Consider the following 16,694-nt stretch of genomic DNA (forward strand, 5'->3'; position numbering starts at 1 on the left):
CGAGCGCATTGCGTCGCCCCCTAGGAGATTCAACATGGCTTCTTCCCTTTCGTCGATCGCTCTGCCGGGCATGGCCGCAGCGCAGACCACGCTGAATTCATCTGCCCACAATGTCGCCAACGTCAACACCGCAGGATTTCGCCGGCAGGAAGTGATGCAGACCGAGCAAAAATCCGGTGGTGTTTCCGCGTCCATCGTGAAGTCCAGCACGGATGGGGCTGCACTGGAGTCAGATATGGTGGCGCAACTGCAGGCAAAGAATTCATTTTTAGCGAATCTGGCAGTTTTCAAAACGAGCGACAAAATGGCGGGCTCGCTGCTCGATACCCTGGCTTGACTGCGCCACTCTACAAAGGCAGATCTTTGGTGCTACATTGAACGGCCTTCAGCAAACGATTCGGAGAATTTCTCATGAATAGAATCCTTGGAACAGCATTGGCGGCATTCGTAGTTTCTGGATGTGCCGGATTCCAGCCAGCCCCCTCGGCAACAGCGCAACTGGCGCCTACGAATGGAAACACAGCGACTGGACTGGTTACATTCAAAAAAATCGCTGGCGGGGTGCTCGTGTCGGGTTACGTTCAAGGACTTGCACCCAATACCGAACACGGTTTTCATATCCATGAAAAAGGTGACTGCTCGAGTGGTGACGGAATGAGCACGGGCGGGCATTTCAACCCGGATGGGAAGCGTCACGGAGCGCTCAATGAAAATGAGCACCACGCGGGTGACTTGCAGAGTCTCAAATCTGATGTGCATGGAGTAGCGAAATTCAGCTACGAATCTCTCTCGCTGTCCGTGGGCGATTCAATGACGGACGTGGTCGGACATGGACTTATCGTTCACCGTGATCCCGACGACTTCAAAACACAGCCAACAGGAAATTCAGGGCCGCGGATCGCCTGCGCGGCAATCATCAAGGGTCAGAGTTGACTTTGCCAGCGCAACGTGGGCTGGCATACAGACACTCGCGCCAACGAATGCTTCAATCAGTTCACTAACGCGTGCTTTGCTATCCTCGTTGAGGATGGGCTACGCGATGGAGACTGACATGTATATTGGCGGCGGCGCTCTCTTAATCATCATTCTTCTCATCATTTTTTTACGGTAGTAGAGCAGAAGGCTAGTGACCTCCCAGTGTGGGTCATGGCCTCTGCCTCAGTTGAAATGCCCACTACGCATCACAACTCCGATGCGTCCGTTGACTTGACACAGATCAACCTTCACATTGGTGGGCGGGCATAAACTGGGTCATATCCCTATCAATGTAAAGGAACTCTTCCATGTCTTTCAATCATGCAGTTGTGTGGCTCGATAACCAAGAAGCCCACGTTATTCATTTCAATGCCGACGCCAGCGACACCGAAATCATCAAAACCAAGTCGAAGCACCCCCACCTCCATCACCACGCGGGTACGCTCGGAAGCGGCAATGTTTTGCCAGATGATCATTACCTGCATGAAGTGGTCAAAGGGATCGCTGACGCCAAAGAGGTTCTGATCGTCGGCCCTGGATCCGCCAAGCTGAAATTGATCAAGCATATGCACGGGCATGATCCCAAGGTAGCGGAAAAGATTGTGGGCGTTGAAACGGTTGACCATCCGACCGACCCTCAGTTGCTTGCCTATGCAAAGAAATATTTCGTCAAAGTGGACGGAATGCTGGGCGACAACTTCTAGACCGGCCTCGCCAATGCTGGGAACAGCAATATTTAAATATCGTTTATAATCAATAACTTACACTCCGCGCATCTTGTCCTGGGGCTGATACGGTCAAACCATCGTTGGCAAGCCAAGGCCCTGATCGAGGAGCCAAAATCAAGCCTCACGGCTGCAAAAAGCCCCGCTATTTTTTGTTAGTGGGGTTTTTTCTTTTCTGGCGAGGAAACCACGCTTCATGAAAGACCATTACGCATCCCTTGGCGTCACGAGCGCAGCAACCCTTGCCGAAATAAAAAAGGGCTTTCGACAAAGGGCCGCCCTGCACCATCCGGATCGAAATGACCACCTGGATGCGCCCGAGCGTTTTCGGGCAGTGCAAGAAGCCTACGAAGTGCTTTCAGATGATGCCAAACGCCAAGCGTACGACGACAACCGCCGCCGCAACCTGCTGGACAGTCCCATCGATACTGCGCGTGAAATCTGGCAAAACTACTTTAACCGTCTCATTTAAATCCACCCAGGCATGAATATTTCCCCCTACTTTCGCAACCTGCGTTCGGCTTACAACGCAGAAATAGATGACTTGACTTTTGACTCTGAAGGGCTGAACGTGCTGGGCAAGCGACTGAAGCAGCAGCGCAAGGAAATCGGTTTTCTGGTCAATATGCTGGAGCTCAGTCCCGAGATGGTGGCCGTCGTATTCCACCAGGGCTTTCGCTTCAAGTCAGCTGCAGCTATGGATCATTTGCTGACCCATGAGTCGGATGAACTGCCTGAATGGGACAGCCTGACGCACGCGATTGAGTTGGAGCCCTGGACACAAGATCTTGTTCAGGTCGTCATGAAGCAGCCCATGGGTGAGTGGTTTCTAACGGTTGCCGCAGGCCTGGAATACATGCGCAACAAGCCCGATGGAACACCATCCAACGCAAAAGATCACGATGAAGATGACAGTGAAGACGCTGACACCCACCACGGCGCGCGCGACACCGATGGCGACGATGACAATGAAGACAGCGATGCCCGTGTACGCGAAGAAGCCGGGGCCGACTGGATGGTCGAGCAAGGCTTCGACCGCAAAGACTGATCCATAGAATTATTCACTGACCTGAAGCACCGCATGAACCACCTCGCCCTCATTGCAAAAACCCAAAGTCTGATCGCAGCTGGCGACATTGTTGGCGCTGAATCCGCATTGGTAGAACTGGCAGATACAGAGGGCGATCATGCCCTGATGGTCGTGCTGGAGCAGCTGCCACCCAAGGACATCCTGGCGGTCATCCGCGAGTACGACAACTCGAAGGAGTCGGTCATCAATCTACTGGTTACGCCGGCGATGTTCGCGCGCGCAGTCGTCATCGAAAAGCAATACAAAGACCTGAGCCGCACCCACCTGCGGGGCATGGTCAATTCGGTCATTTTTCGGGAAGACGCGGACCCGGTCGAGTTTTTGACTGCGATTGGCGACCTGGAGGGCGGCAGCGAGGCGCTGGCCGACTACTTCTCCGAAAAGTGGAGTCGCATTGAAGCATTTGCCCGCACCGGTACCTTTGATTCGGTCGAAGACGATGGCGAAATGCTTTCGGAAACCGCCCTGCTGTCATCGGCCTATGTCCCAGCACGCTTGGAGCTTGATGAGGTGGCCGACCAGGACTGGATGCAAATGGCCTGGCTCCTGCGCTACGAATGCCCTGACCTTTTCATTGAAATGGTCATGGTACTGCGCGCCAAAGCGCGCGCCCATGACATGGGTCTGGCTGATGAAGAGGAGCTGGAAGAAGACGACGGCAAAGTCGAGACAGGCGACACCGATCGCGGCAAGGCCACGCCAGCCGCCCGCGATGATGACGAGGAATCGGCAATCTAACGATGTCTACGCCTTCAGCCTCCCAACACCATGGAGTCTCGCTATTCGATGCACGACCTTTTTTTGAAAAGGCATTGGTCTATGGCATACAGAACCGCCTTCTCGATCAGGCCAAACTGGATGCTATAGCGAACGATGCACCCAAAGGGATGGTGCAGATTGCGCGTTACTTTGGTACCGAGTTTTTGCGTCCCGAACTGGAAAAAGCCAAAGACCGCATGGTCAATCTGGTCAGCCTCTATTTGGAAACCACCAGCGGCGGTGACCTGCAACTGGCCGCTGAGGCACTGCGTGATCATTCGTTTTTGTCGCGATCCAAAGGCGGATCGGACATGCTCAAAGCACTGATTGCGATGCCTCAAAACAGCCACTTTGGCATGAATGAACACCGCGGTTTTACCGATGACGACATCCCGCTGCTGGCCAAATGGACCCTGCGCAGCTTGCCCGAATACCAGGTTGAGTTGGCCCTGCGTCGACAAGTGGCACAGGTGGTGGATGCAGCCATCTGGCTGGCAGACCTGCTGGGGCTGGATGCCGATGTGCTGGAAGAAGCCGGCAAAGACGCCGAAGCCGTGATCCGCACTGCCCTGCTGACGCTGGCCTCCAAACGCACCGACATGCCTGACTGGGTGGCGTTCGAGAAGATGGTCGGAGCATTGCGGAAAAAATACGCTGCAGATGCATCCACATTGGTCATCGCCATGCCCAAGAACCTGCCCCTGCACCTCAAAACGGTGGTGGATGGTGTCCGGCAATCGGTTCAGACCGACTTGTCGAAAATTCTGGACACCAAGCTTGCGGTACGCAAACTGTTTGACCAGACACCCGCGTTCATGGGCCGCTATTTCTGGCTGGAAGATGGTTTGAGCGAGGTGGACCATTTCGATCGCAGCGCGTCTGCCGCCTGGACCAAAGCCACCGGCGGCCACAGTGACGACAGCTCGCTGCTTACGCTATTTTTGTGTGTTGCCGCAGGCAGCACGCCCAAGACCGTATTGACAGAGAAAAGCGCGTCCGCACTGATACGCAAAATACGAAAATCAGCACTCCAGCCAGAACTGGCCAACGCTTTCATTCTGAAGAACGCACCCGATCAACATCAGGACGACTACGCCCATCTGTGGAACGCGTTTGTGGACGAGGCCCTGCCCACACTGCGCAGTGATCTTGACTATGCTCTCAAGGACGCCATGGCATTGCTGCGGCGTGAATGCAATATCGGGACTTGAGACCGTAGCGCCTCATTCTCCCGTGTTCAGACGCGCTCAACAATGAATGCAATACCCTGACCCACGCCGATACACATCGTGCACAGCGCGTAGCGCCCGCCAGTGCGGTGCAACTGATTCACGGCCGTGGTCACCAGGCGGGCGCCACTGGCTCCCAAAGGGTGGCCCAAGGCAATAGCACCCCCGTTGGGATTGACGCGCGCATCATCGTCCGGCAAGCCAAGGGCACGCAACACCGCCAAGCCCTGCGCAGCGAAGGCTTCGTTGAGTTCGATCACATCCATCTGCGCCAGACTCAAGCCCGTCAGCTCCAGCACCTTGCGTGTGGCCGGTGCCGGGCCAAATCCCATGAACGGCAAATGCTGGCCGTGGGCCGCTCGCTGATGTCGCGCCCCAGCCTGCTGATGCTCGACGAGCCCAGCCTGGGCCTGGCGCCGCTGGTGCCTGCAGGTGTTCGGCGGCCACGGCTATGTGCGCGAATGGGGTATTGAGCAAAACGTGCGCGATGCCCGTGTAGCCATGATTTACGAGGGCACCAACGAAATTCAGGCCATTGACCTGTTGATGCGCAAAGTGCTGCCCGATGGCGGCACGTCGTTCACGATCTGGCTGAATGCCTTGCGGGGCGATCTGGATGCCAGCCAACCCGCTGACGACCGGGTGCTGGCCCGACTGGTCGCGCTACAGGCCCAAACACAAGAGCTTGCCAAGGCTGCCGCACAAGACCCCACGCTGGCACATTGGGTTGCCGACGACTACCTGCGCGCCGTGGCCGTGGCGCTACTGGACTGGGCCTGGGCCCAAATTAGCCGCCATGCCACGCCCGCAACAGCGCGCTGGACAGCGCCCGCACAGGCACTGCAGCGCTGGGTAATGCCCGAGCTGGACATGCGCCTTGGTATCATCGCTGCGGCCTCTTCAAGGCACACTGAAGCAAACTGACCCCAAACCCACGACCCCTGCCCGCCCCGTTTCCACCCCCCGTGTTGACCGGGTCGATACCCGGTACCTTGAAACACTCTTGGGCTACAACGCGCGGCGAGCGGCATTGGCAGTCATCGAGGTGTTCATGCAGCGCATGGCGCCTTACGACATGCGGGTAGTGGACTTTTCTGTCGCATCATTGATTGCGCACAACCCGGGCATCACGTCACGCCAGCTGTGCAGCACCCTGGGGATACTTCCCCCCAATCTGGTCGGACTGGTCAACGCGCTTGAAAAACGCGGTCTGATTGTCCGTCGCCCGCATCCGAGTGACGGCCGGGCCACCGGTTTGCACGCGACTCCAGAAGGGGAAGCCTTGATGCGCAGCGCTGAATCCACCGCGTTTGACCTCGAAAGTGAAGTCGCTTCCCGCCTGACGACCACCGAACACAAGACACTGATCCGTCTGCTGCAAAAAGTCTATCTCTGAATCACGGGGCGCATTGAGATTGCCCACTGGCTTCTGGCCTGCAAATTGCATTGGATTTACGAATCCGCTACAGTGCAATGAAGAATGAAACCAGAGGGAGTCTCCGTGATAAACAAGCCAGAAAAGCCGGCTTCCACCCAAGCACAAGCCCAGGACCGCTACCAACCGGGAGACCCCATTCCGGTGCCGGAAGTCAGCGAGGCCAATACCGAGTCGGCATGGGCGCTTTTCTCGGAACTTGCACAAATAGCGGACGATGTCAAGACAGTTCCAGCATCCCTGATGGACGAACTAACGCCCGCCCCTGACCCAAACTCCTGAATGGCAGGTCTTCTGAATCCGTTAACGTGTCCATATTTTTGATCAATTGCCCATGACTCCCACTCGCCTGCTTTTTGTATTTGTCGCCCTATTGCCACTTTGGCTGGGCGGGTGCTCCCGCGAGGATGCTGCCAGCGCAGCCAGCCCGACCAAGCGCGAAGTCTCAATTGAAGTCGTCGCTACGCAAGCCAAAGGCTTTACCGCGGGCGCCCTGATGAGCAGCAGCACGGTCTATGTTTTCTTTGACCCGCAATGTCCGCACTGCGGGCATTTGTGGGAAGCCTCCCTCCCCTTGCACAAGAAGACCCGCTTCGTATGGATTCCTGTGGCCATCATCAATGCCACCAGCGCGACACAGGGGGCCGCGTTGCTGACTGCAGGCAACCCGGTGGACCTGATGACCACACACGAGGCCTCCCTGCTGGCGGGCAAAGGTGGCATATCTGCGTCATCCAGCGTTGCCACGGACGTGGAGCAAACCATCAAGGCCAACACCAAGCTGCTGAACAGCTTCGGCGCGGAGTCGGTTCCGTTTATCGTGGCCAAGAACCAGAAAAGTGGTTTGACAGTCAGCCAGGAAGGCGCTCTCACCACGGCCGCTTTGGTCGATTTGTTGGGGTTGGACCCTGTGGCGCAGTAATCCGCTGATGCAAACCATCGAACTGATAGCCGCCGTCATCTTTGGCGTCGCGCTGATCCATACATTTTCGACCAAGTTCTTCGAGCAATTGGCGCACCGCGGCTCCCGCCATGCGGGTCTGTTTCACCTGCTGGGGGAAGTCGAGGTTGTATTCGGCTTCTGGGCTTTCGTACTCATCGTGGCCATGGCGCTGGTCAGCGGCGGTACCGAGGCTATCGCCTATGCAGAATCGCTGCATTACACCGAACCCTTGTTTGTGTTTGTGATCATGGTGGTTGCCGCGTCAAAGCCCGTGCTGGTCAGCATTCAGTCCCTGATCGCCGCCATTGCCCGTCTTGTTCCCGGCCGCAGGGCTGTGGCACAAGTGTGGCTGTGCATGGCGCTGGTGCCACTGATTGGTTCACTGATCACCGAGCCCGCCGCCATGACCCTTGCAGCGCTGATGCTGGCACCCCTGGTTTTTCGACCCGGCATACCGGAATGGCTGAAGTACGGCGCGCTAGGCGTTTTGTTTGTCAATGTATCCATCGGTGGCACGTTGACATCATTTGCCGCACCACCCGTGCTGATGGTGGCTGCCACCTGGAACTGGGACAGCGCCTTCATGGCCGCCAACTTTGGCTGGAAGGCCAGTATTGCGGTGCTCATCAACGCCAGTGTGATAACGTTTTTGCTCCGCCGCCATCTGCTTGCCATTACGGTTCCACACGTGGCAGCAGCAGAGCACCGCATTCCGCCTATTGTTCGTGCAATCCACCTGGCATTTCTCGCGGCGGTCGTGGTGTTTGCACACCACCCGGTCATCTTTCTCGGACTGTTTCTGTTCTTTCTGGGCTTCACGCAGGCGTATGCGCACTACCAGAATCCGCTGATTCTGAAGGAAGGACTGTTGGTGGGTTTCTTTCTGGCAGGGCTGGTGGTGCTGGGCGGCATGCAACAGTGGTGGCTGCAACCCATTGTGTCCAGCCTGGAGCCCACAGCCCTGTTCTTCGGCGCGCTGGGCCTGACCGCAATCACCGACAACGCGGCATTGACCTACCTCGGTTCGCTGATTGAGGGCATGTCCGATGCCGCCAAATATGCCCTGGTGGCGGGTGCCGTCGCGGGGGGTGGCCTCACCGTGATTGCCAATGCACCCAACCCCGCTGGCGTTGCCCTGCTCAAACGGGGTTTCAACGACGAGTCCATTGGCGCAGGTGGGCTGCTGCTGGGAGCTTTGGCGCCGACTGCCGTCGCGGCTATGGTGTTCCTGCTTTTATAGAGCACAGTCCACGTGGCACTCTACAGCTTCTGGCTCAACGCCTTTTCAATAGCGGTCGTGACAGTGATATTTTCGGGTGGAACCTGGCTGGAAAAATTGGCCGCGACCTTGCCGCTGCGATCAATCAGGTACTTGTGGAAGTTCCAGCCCGGAGCCACTTTTGTCGCCTGAAACAATTCCTCATACAAGGCGTTTCGGTTGGCGCCTTTGACCACAGCCTTGGAAAACATCGGAAACTTCACGCCGTAGGTGTTGAAGCAAAAGTCGGCAATTTCTTTGGATGAGCCGGGCTCCTGCTTGCCAAAATCGTTGGATGGGAAACCCAGCACCACCAGGCCCTTGCCTTTGTACTTGGCGTACAGGGCCTCCAGGCCCTCGTACTGGCCGGTGAATCCGCAGTAGCTGGCGGTGTTGACCACCAACACCACCTTGCCCGCGTACTGACACAGGTTTTGGGGCGCGTCATCCTGCAGCCGGGGAAACTGGTGCTGCAAGATGGTGGGGCAAGCCGCTGGTGCGGCGGCGGGCGTTGCCGCCTGCGCCGAGGCGCCCGAAGCAGAACCCAGCAAAGCCAGTCCGCACAGGACGGCGGGCAAAACAGATCGGTATATTTTCATACCAATCAGTATAGGCGCGCAGCAGAATCCTTGCTGGCGCGTAACCGCCAGCCCTAAGCTACCCAGCGACGGGCGTTGTGCCACAGCTCCATCCACGGGCTGTGCGCGTTTTGGTCCAAATTGGTCCAGCTCATCTGGATGTTGCGGAACACGCGCTCGGGGTGCGGCATCATGGCGGTGAAGCGGCCATCCGCCGTGGTCACGGCCGTCAGGCCTGCCGGGCTGCCGTTCGGGTTGAACGGATAGGCCTCGGTGGCAGCACCCGTGTTGTCGGTGAAGCGCATGGCCGCAATGGCCTTGCTGGCGTCGCCCCGGTACTTGAAGTTGGCATAACCCTCGCCATGCGCCACGGCAATCGGCAAGCGCGCGCCCGCCATACCGGCGAAGAACAGCGAGGGCGACTCCAGCACCTCCACCATCGAGAGGCGCGCCTCGAAGCGCTCGCTCTGGTTGGTGGTGAAACGCGGCCAGTCCTGCGCACCCGGAATGATGTCGGCCAACTCGGCAAACATCTGGCAGCCGTTGCACACGCCCAGGCCAAAGGTGTCTTCACGGCCAAAGAAGGCCTTGAACTGGCCGGCCAGCACCGCGTTGAACGTGATGGAGCGGGCCCAGCCAATGCCAGCGCCCAGCGTGTCGCCGTAGCTGAAGCCACCACAGGCCACCACGCCCTTGAAGTCTTCCAGCTTGGCGCGGCCGCTTTGCAGGTCGGTCATGTGCACGTCAAAGGCTTCAAAACCTGCCTCGGTAAAGGCGTAGGCCATTTCCACATGCGAGTTGACGCCCTGCTCGCGCAGCACCGCCACGCGGGGGCGACTCAGCATCAAGGCGGGGCTTGCTATGGTTTTAGTAGCTGCTTGCGCATATTTCACGGGGGCTACAGGCATAAACACATGCATACCAGGGTCAGACAGAAGCCCAGCTGCGGCATGCTCGGCATCGGCGCAAACGGGGTTGTCGCGTTGCTGGCAAATCTTCCAGCTCACGCTGTCCCACACCTGGTGCAGGTCATGCAGCGGGGCTTTGAAGACCGCTTTGGCATCGCGCCAGATTTGCAGTTCACCCTTGCCCGCGTCGATGGTCGATGACGCAGGACGCGTCTTGCCCACAAAGTGGCTGAAGGCCGAGAGGCCATGTTCGCGCAGTGTCTGCATCACGTCACCACGCTCAGCGGTGCGCACTTGCAACACCACGCCCAGCTCTTCGGTAAACAAGGCCTGCAGCGTTCGCTCTTCACGTCGCGCGCCCACCTGCCCAGCCCAGTTTTTACTATCACCCACGTCCATGCGGCTATCCGAGATGCCATCGCCCTCGGTCACCAGCATGTCGACATTCAGCGAGACGCCGACACGGCCCGCAAACGCCATCTCGGCGACTGCGGCCAGCAGGCCACCGTCGCTGCGGTCGTGGTAAGCCAGAATCTTGCCCGTCGCGCGCAGGGCATTCACCGCGTTAACCAGGTTCACCAGGTCTTGCGGGTTGTCCAGATCCGGCACTTCGTCGCCCATCTGCCCCAGGGTTTGCGCCAGCATGCTGCCGCCCATGCGGTGTTTGCCGTGGCCCAGGTCCACCAGGACCAGCGTGGTGTCTTCGTCCGCGTTGAGTTGTGGTGTCAGCGTGCCACGCACATCTGCCAGGGTGGCAAAGGCAGTAACGATAAGGGACACGGGGGATGTGACCTTTTTGGCGCCACGCTCGTCTTTCCATTGTGTACGCATGGACAGCGAATCTTTACCCACCGGGATGGACACACCCAGCGCCGGGCACAGCTCCAGACCCACCGCCTTGACGGTGGCGTAGAGCGCCGCGTCTTCACCGGGTTCGCCACAAGCCGCCATCCAGTTGGCTGACAGCTTGACGCGGGGCAAATCAATCGGTGCAGCCAGCAAATTGGTAATCGCCTCGGCCACGGCCATGCGGCCGGACGCGGGCGCGTTTACTGTGGCCAGCGGGGTGCGTTCACCCATGGCCATCGCCTCACCGGCGAAACCTTTGTAGTCGGCCAGCGTGACAGCGCAATCGGCCACCGGCACTTGCCACGGGCCCACCATCTGGTCGCGGTGGGTGAAGCCACCCACGCTGCGGTCGCCAATGGTGATCAAAAAGCGCTTGGACGCCACCGTAGGGTGGGCCAGCACGTCGATCACCGCTTTTTGCAGGTCCACACCGGTCAGGTTAACGGGGGCGAACTGGCGGGCCACGGTCTGCACATCGCGGTGCATTTTGGGCGGCTTGCCGAGTAACACATTCATCGGCATATCCACGGGTGATTCGTTGCCCACGTCTACCAATTCCAACTGCCGCTCTTCGGTAGCGACGCCGACGACGGAAAACGGGCAGCGCTCGCGCTCGCACAGGGCTTTGAACATCTCCAGTGACTCGGGGGCGATGGCCAGCACATAGCGTTCCTGGCTCTCGTTGCACCAGATTTCTTTGGGCGCCATGCCGCTTTCTTCGAGCGGGACGGCGCGCAGGTCAAACCGGGCACCGCGCCCAGCGTCGTTGGTCAACTCGGGAAAGGCGTTGGAAAGTCCGCCTGCACCAACGTCGTGAATGGCCAGAATGGGGTTGCCGCACTGGTCAGCCGATCCTTCGGCGAGCATCCAGCACTGGTTGATGACCTCTTGCGCCCGGCGTTCGATCTCGGGGTTGCCGCGCTGTACCGAGTCAAAGTCCAGCTCGGCCGCGTTGGCACCCGTGGCCATGGAACTGGCCGCGCTACCGCCCATGCCAATGCGCATGCCGGGGCCGCCCAGCTGAATCAACAGGCTGCCTGCGGGGAATTCGATCTTGTGGGTCTGGGTGGCATCAATCACGCCCAGGCCACCGGCAATCATGATGGGCTTGTGGTAGCCGCGCTGCACGGTGTCCACATTGCTGGTCACGCTTTGCTCGTATTCGCGGAAGTAGCCCAGCAGGTTGGGCCGTCCAAATTCGTTGTTGAAGGCCGCGCCACCCAAAGGGCCCTCGGTCATGATTTGCAGCGGACTGGCGATGTGGTCGGGTTTGCCAAATGCCTCGGTACCGTCTTGCGGCCAGAGTTTGGATACGGTAAATCCGGTCAAACCCGCCTTGGGCTTGGAGCCGCGCCCGGTGGCGCCTTCGTCACGAATCTCTCCGCCCGCGCCAGTGGACGCTCCGGGAAATGGCGAGATGGCCGTCGGGTGGTTGTGCGTTTCCACCTTCATCAGGATGTGGTTTATTTCGCTATGCTTTTCATAGCTGGATGCGCATATTCCGCGGGGACTAGAGGCTGATTTGGCTGTAAAACGCTCCACCTGCACGCCCTCCATGACGGAGGCGTTGTCCGAGTAGGCCACCAGCATGTGCTGGGGGTTTTTCTGGTGCGTGTGACGAATCATGCCAAACATGCTTTGGTCTTGCGCCACACCGTCAATGGTGAACTGGGCGTTGAAGATTTTGTGGCGGCAGTGCTCGCTGTTGGCCTGCGCAAACATCATCAGCTCCACGTCGGTGGGGTTGCGCTGCAACTGGGTAAAGGCGTTCACCAGGTAGTCGATCTCGTCGGCAGCCAGTGCCAGGCCGAAACGGATGTTGGCTTCCTCCAAAGCAGCTTTGCCACCGCCGAGCACATCCACATGGTCCATGGGCGCCGCCTGCAGCGCGCTGAACAGATCCAAAGCCTGGGCACGGTCAAACAGCGCGCTCTCGGTCATGCGGTCGTGCAGCAGATCGGCCACTTGCGCGAGCTGGGCTGGCGTCAAGACGGATTTGGAGATCAAGCCGTTTTTGAGGGTCAGGCGGTATTCCACTAGGCGCTCAATGCGCTTGACGGCAAAACCGCAGTTGTGGGCAATGTCGCTGGCCTTGGAAGCCCAGGGCGACACGGTTCCCAGTCGGGGTGAAACCACAATCAGCGTTCCCTCGGTAGGGCCTGTATAGGGGTCACCGTAGGTGAGCAGCGCCGCCAATTGCGCTGAAAGCGCCGCATCGGGCGCAGCATCAGACGCCACCAGGTGCACAAAGCGGGCCGAAATGCTGGTAATCTTGTCGTGAATGGCCACTAAGCCGGGCAACAGTTGCTGAATGCGGAAACTGCTCAGGGCGTTGCTGCCCTCGAATGGGGAGATGTGCAGGGTCACTGGGGCGGCCTTGAAGATGGGCTGAGGAAAGCCTTCAATTTTACCTGCCCGCGACAGGTTAAAAGGCCGGTGGGATAATTGGCGTATGACTATCACTTACAAAGACGCCCAGGGCATTGCGGGCATGCGCATTGCGGGCAAGCTCGCCTCCGAAGTTCTGGATTACCTGACGCCCTTCGTCAAGCCCGGTGCAACCACCAATGAGCTGGACAAACTGGCCTATGACTACATCACCCAGGTGCAGGGCGCCATTCCCGCGCCACTGAACTACATGGGCGGTGGCTCCACGCCCTACCCCAAGTCGATCTGCACCTCGGTCAACCACCAGGTGTGCCACGGCATTCCCAACGACAAGCTGCTCAAAAAGGGCGATGTGGTCAACATTGACGTGACGGTAATCAAGGACACCTGGCACGGTGATACCAGCCGCATGTTCATGGTTGGCGATGTGTCCATTGCCGCCAAACGCCTGAGCGCCATCACCTATGACGCCATGTGGCGCGGCATCATGATGGTCAAACCCGGAATCCACCTGGGTGACATCGGTCATGCAATCCAGCAATTTGCCGAAGGCCAGGGCTTCAGCGTCGTGCGCGAGTTTTGTGGCCACGGCATTGGCCAGGTCTTTCACGAAGAGCCGCAGGTTCTGCACTACGGGCGCCCCGGCACACTGGAAATGCTGAAAGAGGGCATGACCTTCACGATCGAGCCCATGATCAATGCCGGCAAAAAAGAAATCAAGGACGGTCCTGAGAAAGACGGCTGGACGATTGTGACCAAAGACCACTCGCTGTCCGCCCAGTGGGAGCACACCATTCTGGTGACCCCCACCGGCTACGAGGTGATGACCCTGTCGGCAGGCAGCCCGCCCATACCCGCGTTTGTGCCGGCCCAGGCCACAGCCTGAACCCGGCAGGCACCTGGTGAGCGAAGTGTCCCCTCACGGGGTTGACCTGCCTGCGCTGCGAGCGGAGTACCGCAGCCAAAAAGGACTGCTGTTGCAAGCGATTGGCCAGCGAACGGCCAACGCGCGCGATGTTCGCAAGGCGCTGCACCGCCTGGCACAGCTGGCCGATGGCTTGCTCCGAAAGCTGTGGGACCACGCGGGCCTGCAGTCCCCCTTCGCCTTGCTGGCCGTCGGTGGATTTGGCCGCGGGGAGTTGTTTCCCTACTCCGATGTGGATGTGCTCGTGCTGCTGCCCGATGCGTTTGCGCCCGAGGAAGACGCCGCGCTCAAGAGCCAGATCGAAGCCTTCATCGGTAGCTGCTGGGATGCCGGGCTGGAGATTGGCTCCAGCGTGCGCACCCTGAGCAGTTGCCTTGCGGAGTCCGAAAAAGACGTTACGGTACAAACCGCGATGCTGGAATGCCGGCTGATCACTGGCAACGGCGCCTTGATGAAGCAGTTTCAAACAGCCTTCTTCGCGGCCATGGACCCCCGCGCCTTTTTTGTGGCAAAGACCCTGGAGCTGCGCCAGCGCCACACCAAATTTGACAACACGCCCTATTCGCTGGAGCCCAACTGCAAGGAGTCCCCCGGTGGGCTGCGCGACTTGCAGGTCATTCTGTGGGTGGCCAAAGCCGCAGGCTACGGAAACAACTGGAAGGAGCTGGCTGCCAACGGGCTGGCAACGCCGTTTGAGGTGAAGCAGATTCAGCGCAATGAGTCCCTGCTGTGGCTGATACGCGCCCGTCTGCACCTGATTGCCAACCGGCGCGAAGACCGCCTGGTTTTCGACATGCAAAATGCCGTGGCGGAATCCTTTGGGTATGGTGACCAGCCGCCCGGTGCCGACCCGAAAACGTTTGTCCGCGCCAGCGAAGCGCTGATGAAGCGATATTACTGGGCCGCCAAGGCCGTCGCCCAGCTCAACCAGGTCTTGTTGCTCAACATTGAAGAGCGGCTCAATCCCTCCACCCACGAGCCCCGGCGCATCAACGACCATTTCAATGACAAGGCGGGGATGATTGATGTGGCGAGTGACGACCTGTACACGCGCGAGCCCCACGCCATTCTGGAGACCTTTCTGGTCTACCAGCAAACCGTAGGGCTCAAGGGCCTGTCGGCACGCACACTGCGTGCCCTGTACAACGCCCGAGACCTGATGGATGCCCGGTTCCGCAATGACCCGGTCAACCGCGACACGTTTCGCAAAATCCTCATGGCACCCGAGGGCACAACGCATGCCATGCGGCTGATGAACCAGACCTCGATTCTGGGACGCTACCTGTGGGTGTTTCGCAAGATCGTGGGGCAAATGCAGCACGACCTTTTCCATGTCTACACGGTCGACCAGCACATCCTGATGGTGCTGCGCAACGTGCGCCGTTTTTTCATTGTGGAGCATGCACACGAGTACCCGTTCTGCTCGCAACTGGCGGCGGGCTGGGACAAGCCCTGGCTGCTGTACATCGCGGCGCTGTTCCACGACATCGCCAAAGGACGCGGTGGCGACCACTCCGACCTCGGAGCCATGGAAGTGCGGCGGTTCTGCAAACAGCACGGATTTCCGCGCGAAGACTCCGAGTTGATCGAATTTGTGGTGCACGAGCACCTCACCATGAGCCGCATTGCCCAGAAGTCGGACCTGAGCGACCCCCAGGTGATTGCCGACTTTGCCAAACGCGTCGGCACCGAACGCAAACTCACCGCCCTGTACCTGCTGACCGTCGCAGACATCCGCGGCACCTCCCCCAAGGTGTGGAATGCCTGGAAGGGAAAACTGCTGGAAGACCTGTACCGCTACACCACCCGGGCTCTGGGTGGACGTGCCCCGGACCCGGACGCCGAGGTCGAGGCCCGCAAGCGCGAAGCCCTGGTTCTGGTGGCCATGCACTCGCTGCCCTTTGAGGCCCACAAGCCGCTCTGGGACACGCTGGATGTGGGCTACTTCATGCGCCATGACGCGGTCGATATTGCCTGGCACACCCGGCAACTGTCGCGCCTGGTGGGCTCCAGCAAGGTCATCGTTCGTGCACGCCGTTCACCGGCGGGCGAGGGACTGCAGGTGCTGGTCTACACGCCAGATCAACCCGACCTGTTTGCCCGCATCTGTGGCTATTTCGACCTGAACGGTTTCAGCATTCTGGATGCCCGCATCCACACCGCCAAAAATGGCTATGCGCTGGATACCTTTCAGGTGGTGACCGCCTCCAGCCCGGACGAATACCGTGAAATCACCAGCATGATCGAAAATGGTCTTGCCAAAGCCATCACGGATGCCGGCCCCCTGCCCGCGCCCGGTCGAGGTCGTGTGTCGCGCCGGGTCAAGAGCTTTCCGATTGCGCCTCGCGTGACCTTGAGCCCTGATGAAAAAGGGCAACGCTGGTTGTTGAACATTTCTGCCAGCGACCGCGTGGGCCTGCTCTACAGCGTGGCCCGTGTACTGGCCAAACACCAGATCAACCTGCAACTGGCCAAAGTGGCCACGCTGGGCGAGCGCGTCGATGACACCTTCCTGATTGACGGCCCCGAACTGCAGCACAACCGAAAGCAAATTGAAATCGAAACGGAGTTGCTGGAAGAGCTATCAAAATAATAGCTGCCCGCGCTTATTCCACGGGGGCTAGCGCCCCAA

The 16,694-nt window shown here is 59.1% G+C and carries 16 protein-coding genes and 2 pseudogenes; 15 read left to right on the forward strand and 3 right to left on the reverse strand.

All coding sequences use genetic code 11. The annotated features are described in order from the left end of the window. Positions 1 to 34 precede the first annotated feature (34 nt). The 7 genes from AC097W_RS08715 to AC097W_RS08745 all read left to right on the forward strand — a co-directional run bounded on the left by AC097W_RS08715 (position 35) and on the right by AC097W_RS08745 (position 4,760). Positions 35 to 337 carry a flagellar basal body rod protein gene (locus AC097W_RS08715; RefSeq protein ID WP_479602116.1) on the forward strand — a complete coding sequence of 101 codons (303 nt, stop codon included), beginning with the start codon at positions 35 to 37 and terminating at the stop codon, positions 335 to 337. Positions 338 to 411: 74 nt separating this feature from the next. Further along, positions 412 to 933, forward strand: coding sequence for a superoxide dismutase family protein (locus AC097W_RS08720; protein WP_479602117.1), 522 nt, complete (start codon positions 412 to 414; stop codon positions 931 to 933). 350 nt (positions 934 to 1,283) lie between these two features. Continuing rightward, positions 1,284 to 1,679 (forward strand): translational machinery protein, encoded by a 396-nt coding sequence (locus AC097W_RS08725; RefSeq protein ID WP_479602118.1) that lies wholly within the window; start codon positions 1,284 to 1,286, stop codon positions 1,677 to 1,679. 217 nt (positions 1,680 to 1,896) lie between these two features. Then, positions 1,897 to 2,172, forward strand: coding sequence for a DnaJ domain-containing protein (locus AC097W_RS08730; RefSeq protein WP_479602119.1), 276 nt, complete (start codon positions 1,897 to 1,899; stop codon positions 2,170 to 2,172). Between the two features lie 12 nt (positions 2,173 to 2,184). Next, positions 2,185 to 2,748 (forward strand): hypothetical protein, encoded by a 564-nt coding sequence (locus tag AC097W_RS08735; protein ID WP_479602120.1) that lies wholly within the window; start codon positions 2,185 to 2,187, stop codon positions 2,746 to 2,748. Positions 2,749 to 2,781: 33 nt separating this feature from the next. Next, positions 2,782 to 3,528, forward strand: coding sequence for a hypothetical protein (locus AC097W_RS08740; protein ID WP_479602121.1), 747 nt, complete (start codon positions 2,782 to 2,784; stop codon positions 3,526 to 3,528). Between the two features lie 2 nt (positions 3,529 to 3,530). Continuing rightward, complete coding sequence (locus tag AC097W_RS08745; RefSeq protein WP_479602122.1) at positions 3,531 to 4,760, forward strand: hypothetical protein; 1,230 nt, start codon at positions 3,531 to 3,533, stop codon at positions 4,758 to 4,760. 26 nt (positions 4,761 to 4,786) lie between these two features. Here the strand turns inward: AC097W_RS08745 and AC097W_RS08750 are convergent. Then, a pseudogene (locus tag AC097W_RS08750) lies at positions 4,787 to 5,110 on the reverse strand (3-oxoadipyl-CoA thiolase); the annotation flags it as partial. Between AC097W_RS08750 and AC097W_RS08755 the strand changes: the two are divergent. From AC097W_RS08755 to AC097W_RS08780, 6 genes and pseudogenes are all read left to right on the forward strand, one after another. Further along, positions 5,108 to 5,203, forward strand: a pseudogene (locus AC097W_RS08755) (ABC transporter ATP-binding protein); the annotation flags it as partial. The pseudogenes AC097W_RS08750 and AC097W_RS08755 overlap by 3 nt on opposite strands. Before the next feature lie 7 nt (positions 5,204 to 5,210). Continuing rightward, positions 5,211 to 5,702: an acyl-CoA dehydrogenase family protein gene (locus AC097W_RS08760; protein ID WP_479602123.1), complete on the forward strand. Its 492-nt coding sequence runs from the start codon at positions 5,211 to 5,213 to the stop codon at positions 5,700 to 5,702. Continuing rightward, positions 5,689 to 6,174 (forward strand): MarR family winged helix-turn-helix transcriptional regulator, encoded by a 486-nt coding sequence (locus tag AC097W_RS08765; RefSeq protein WP_479602422.1) that lies wholly within the window; start codon positions 5,689 to 5,691, stop codon positions 6,172 to 6,174. The genes AC097W_RS08760 and AC097W_RS08765 overlap by 14 nt, the downstream gene beginning before the upstream one ends. A gap of 105 nt (positions 6,175 to 6,279) precedes the next feature. Next, positions 6,280 to 6,495: a hypothetical protein gene (locus AC097W_RS08770; protein WP_479602124.1), complete on the forward strand. Its 216-nt coding sequence runs from the start codon at positions 6,280 to 6,282 to the stop codon at positions 6,493 to 6,495. 52 nt (positions 6,496 to 6,547) lie between these two features. After that, positions 6,548 to 7,135 (forward strand): DsbC family protein, encoded by a 588-nt coding sequence (locus tag AC097W_RS08775; protein ID WP_479602125.1) that lies wholly within the window; start codon positions 6,548 to 6,550, stop codon positions 7,133 to 7,135. 7 nt (positions 7,136 to 7,142) lie between these two features. Beyond that, positions 7,143 to 8,396: a putative Na+/H+ antiporter gene (locus tag AC097W_RS08780; RefSeq protein ID WP_479602126.1), complete on the forward strand. Its 1,254-nt coding sequence runs from the start codon at positions 7,143 to 7,145 to the stop codon at positions 8,394 to 8,396. A 20-nt stretch (positions 8,397 to 8,416) separates the two neighbouring features. Here the strand turns inward: AC097W_RS08780 and AC097W_RS08785 are convergent, their stop codons facing one another. After that, positions 8,417 to 9,013, reverse strand: a complete 597-nt coding sequence (locus tag AC097W_RS08785) for a glutathione peroxidase (protein WP_479602127.1) — start codon at positions 9,011 to 9,013, stop codon at positions 8,417 to 8,419. A gap of 53 nt (positions 9,014 to 9,066) precedes the next feature. Continuing rightward, positions 9,067 to 13,116 carry a phosphoribosylformylglycinamidine synthase gene (gene purL / locus AC097W_RS08790; RefSeq protein WP_479602128.1) on the reverse strand — a complete coding sequence of 1,350 codons (4,050 nt, stop codon included), beginning with the start codon at positions 13,114 to 13,116 and terminating at the stop codon, positions 9,067 to 9,069. Between the two features lie 85 nt (positions 13,117 to 13,201). Here purL and map point away from each other — a divergent pair, with 85 nt between their 5' ends. Further along, the gene (map, locus tag AC097W_RS08795) at positions 13,202 to 14,023 is read left to right on the forward strand and encodes a type I methionyl aminopeptidase (RefSeq protein ID WP_479602129.1); all 822 of its coding nucleotides are present in this window, start codon (positions 13,202 to 13,204) and stop codon (positions 14,021 to 14,023) included. Between the two features lie 16 nt (positions 14,024 to 14,039). Then, positions 14,040 to 16,655, forward strand: coding sequence for a [protein-PII] uridylyltransferase (locus tag AC097W_RS08800; RefSeq protein ID WP_479602130.1), 2,616 nt, complete (start codon positions 14,040 to 14,042; stop codon positions 16,653 to 16,655). The last annotated feature ends 39 nt before the right edge of the window (positions 16,656 to 16,694 follow it).

This window comes from Rhodoferax sp. GT1R46 (genome assembly GCF_056521285.1).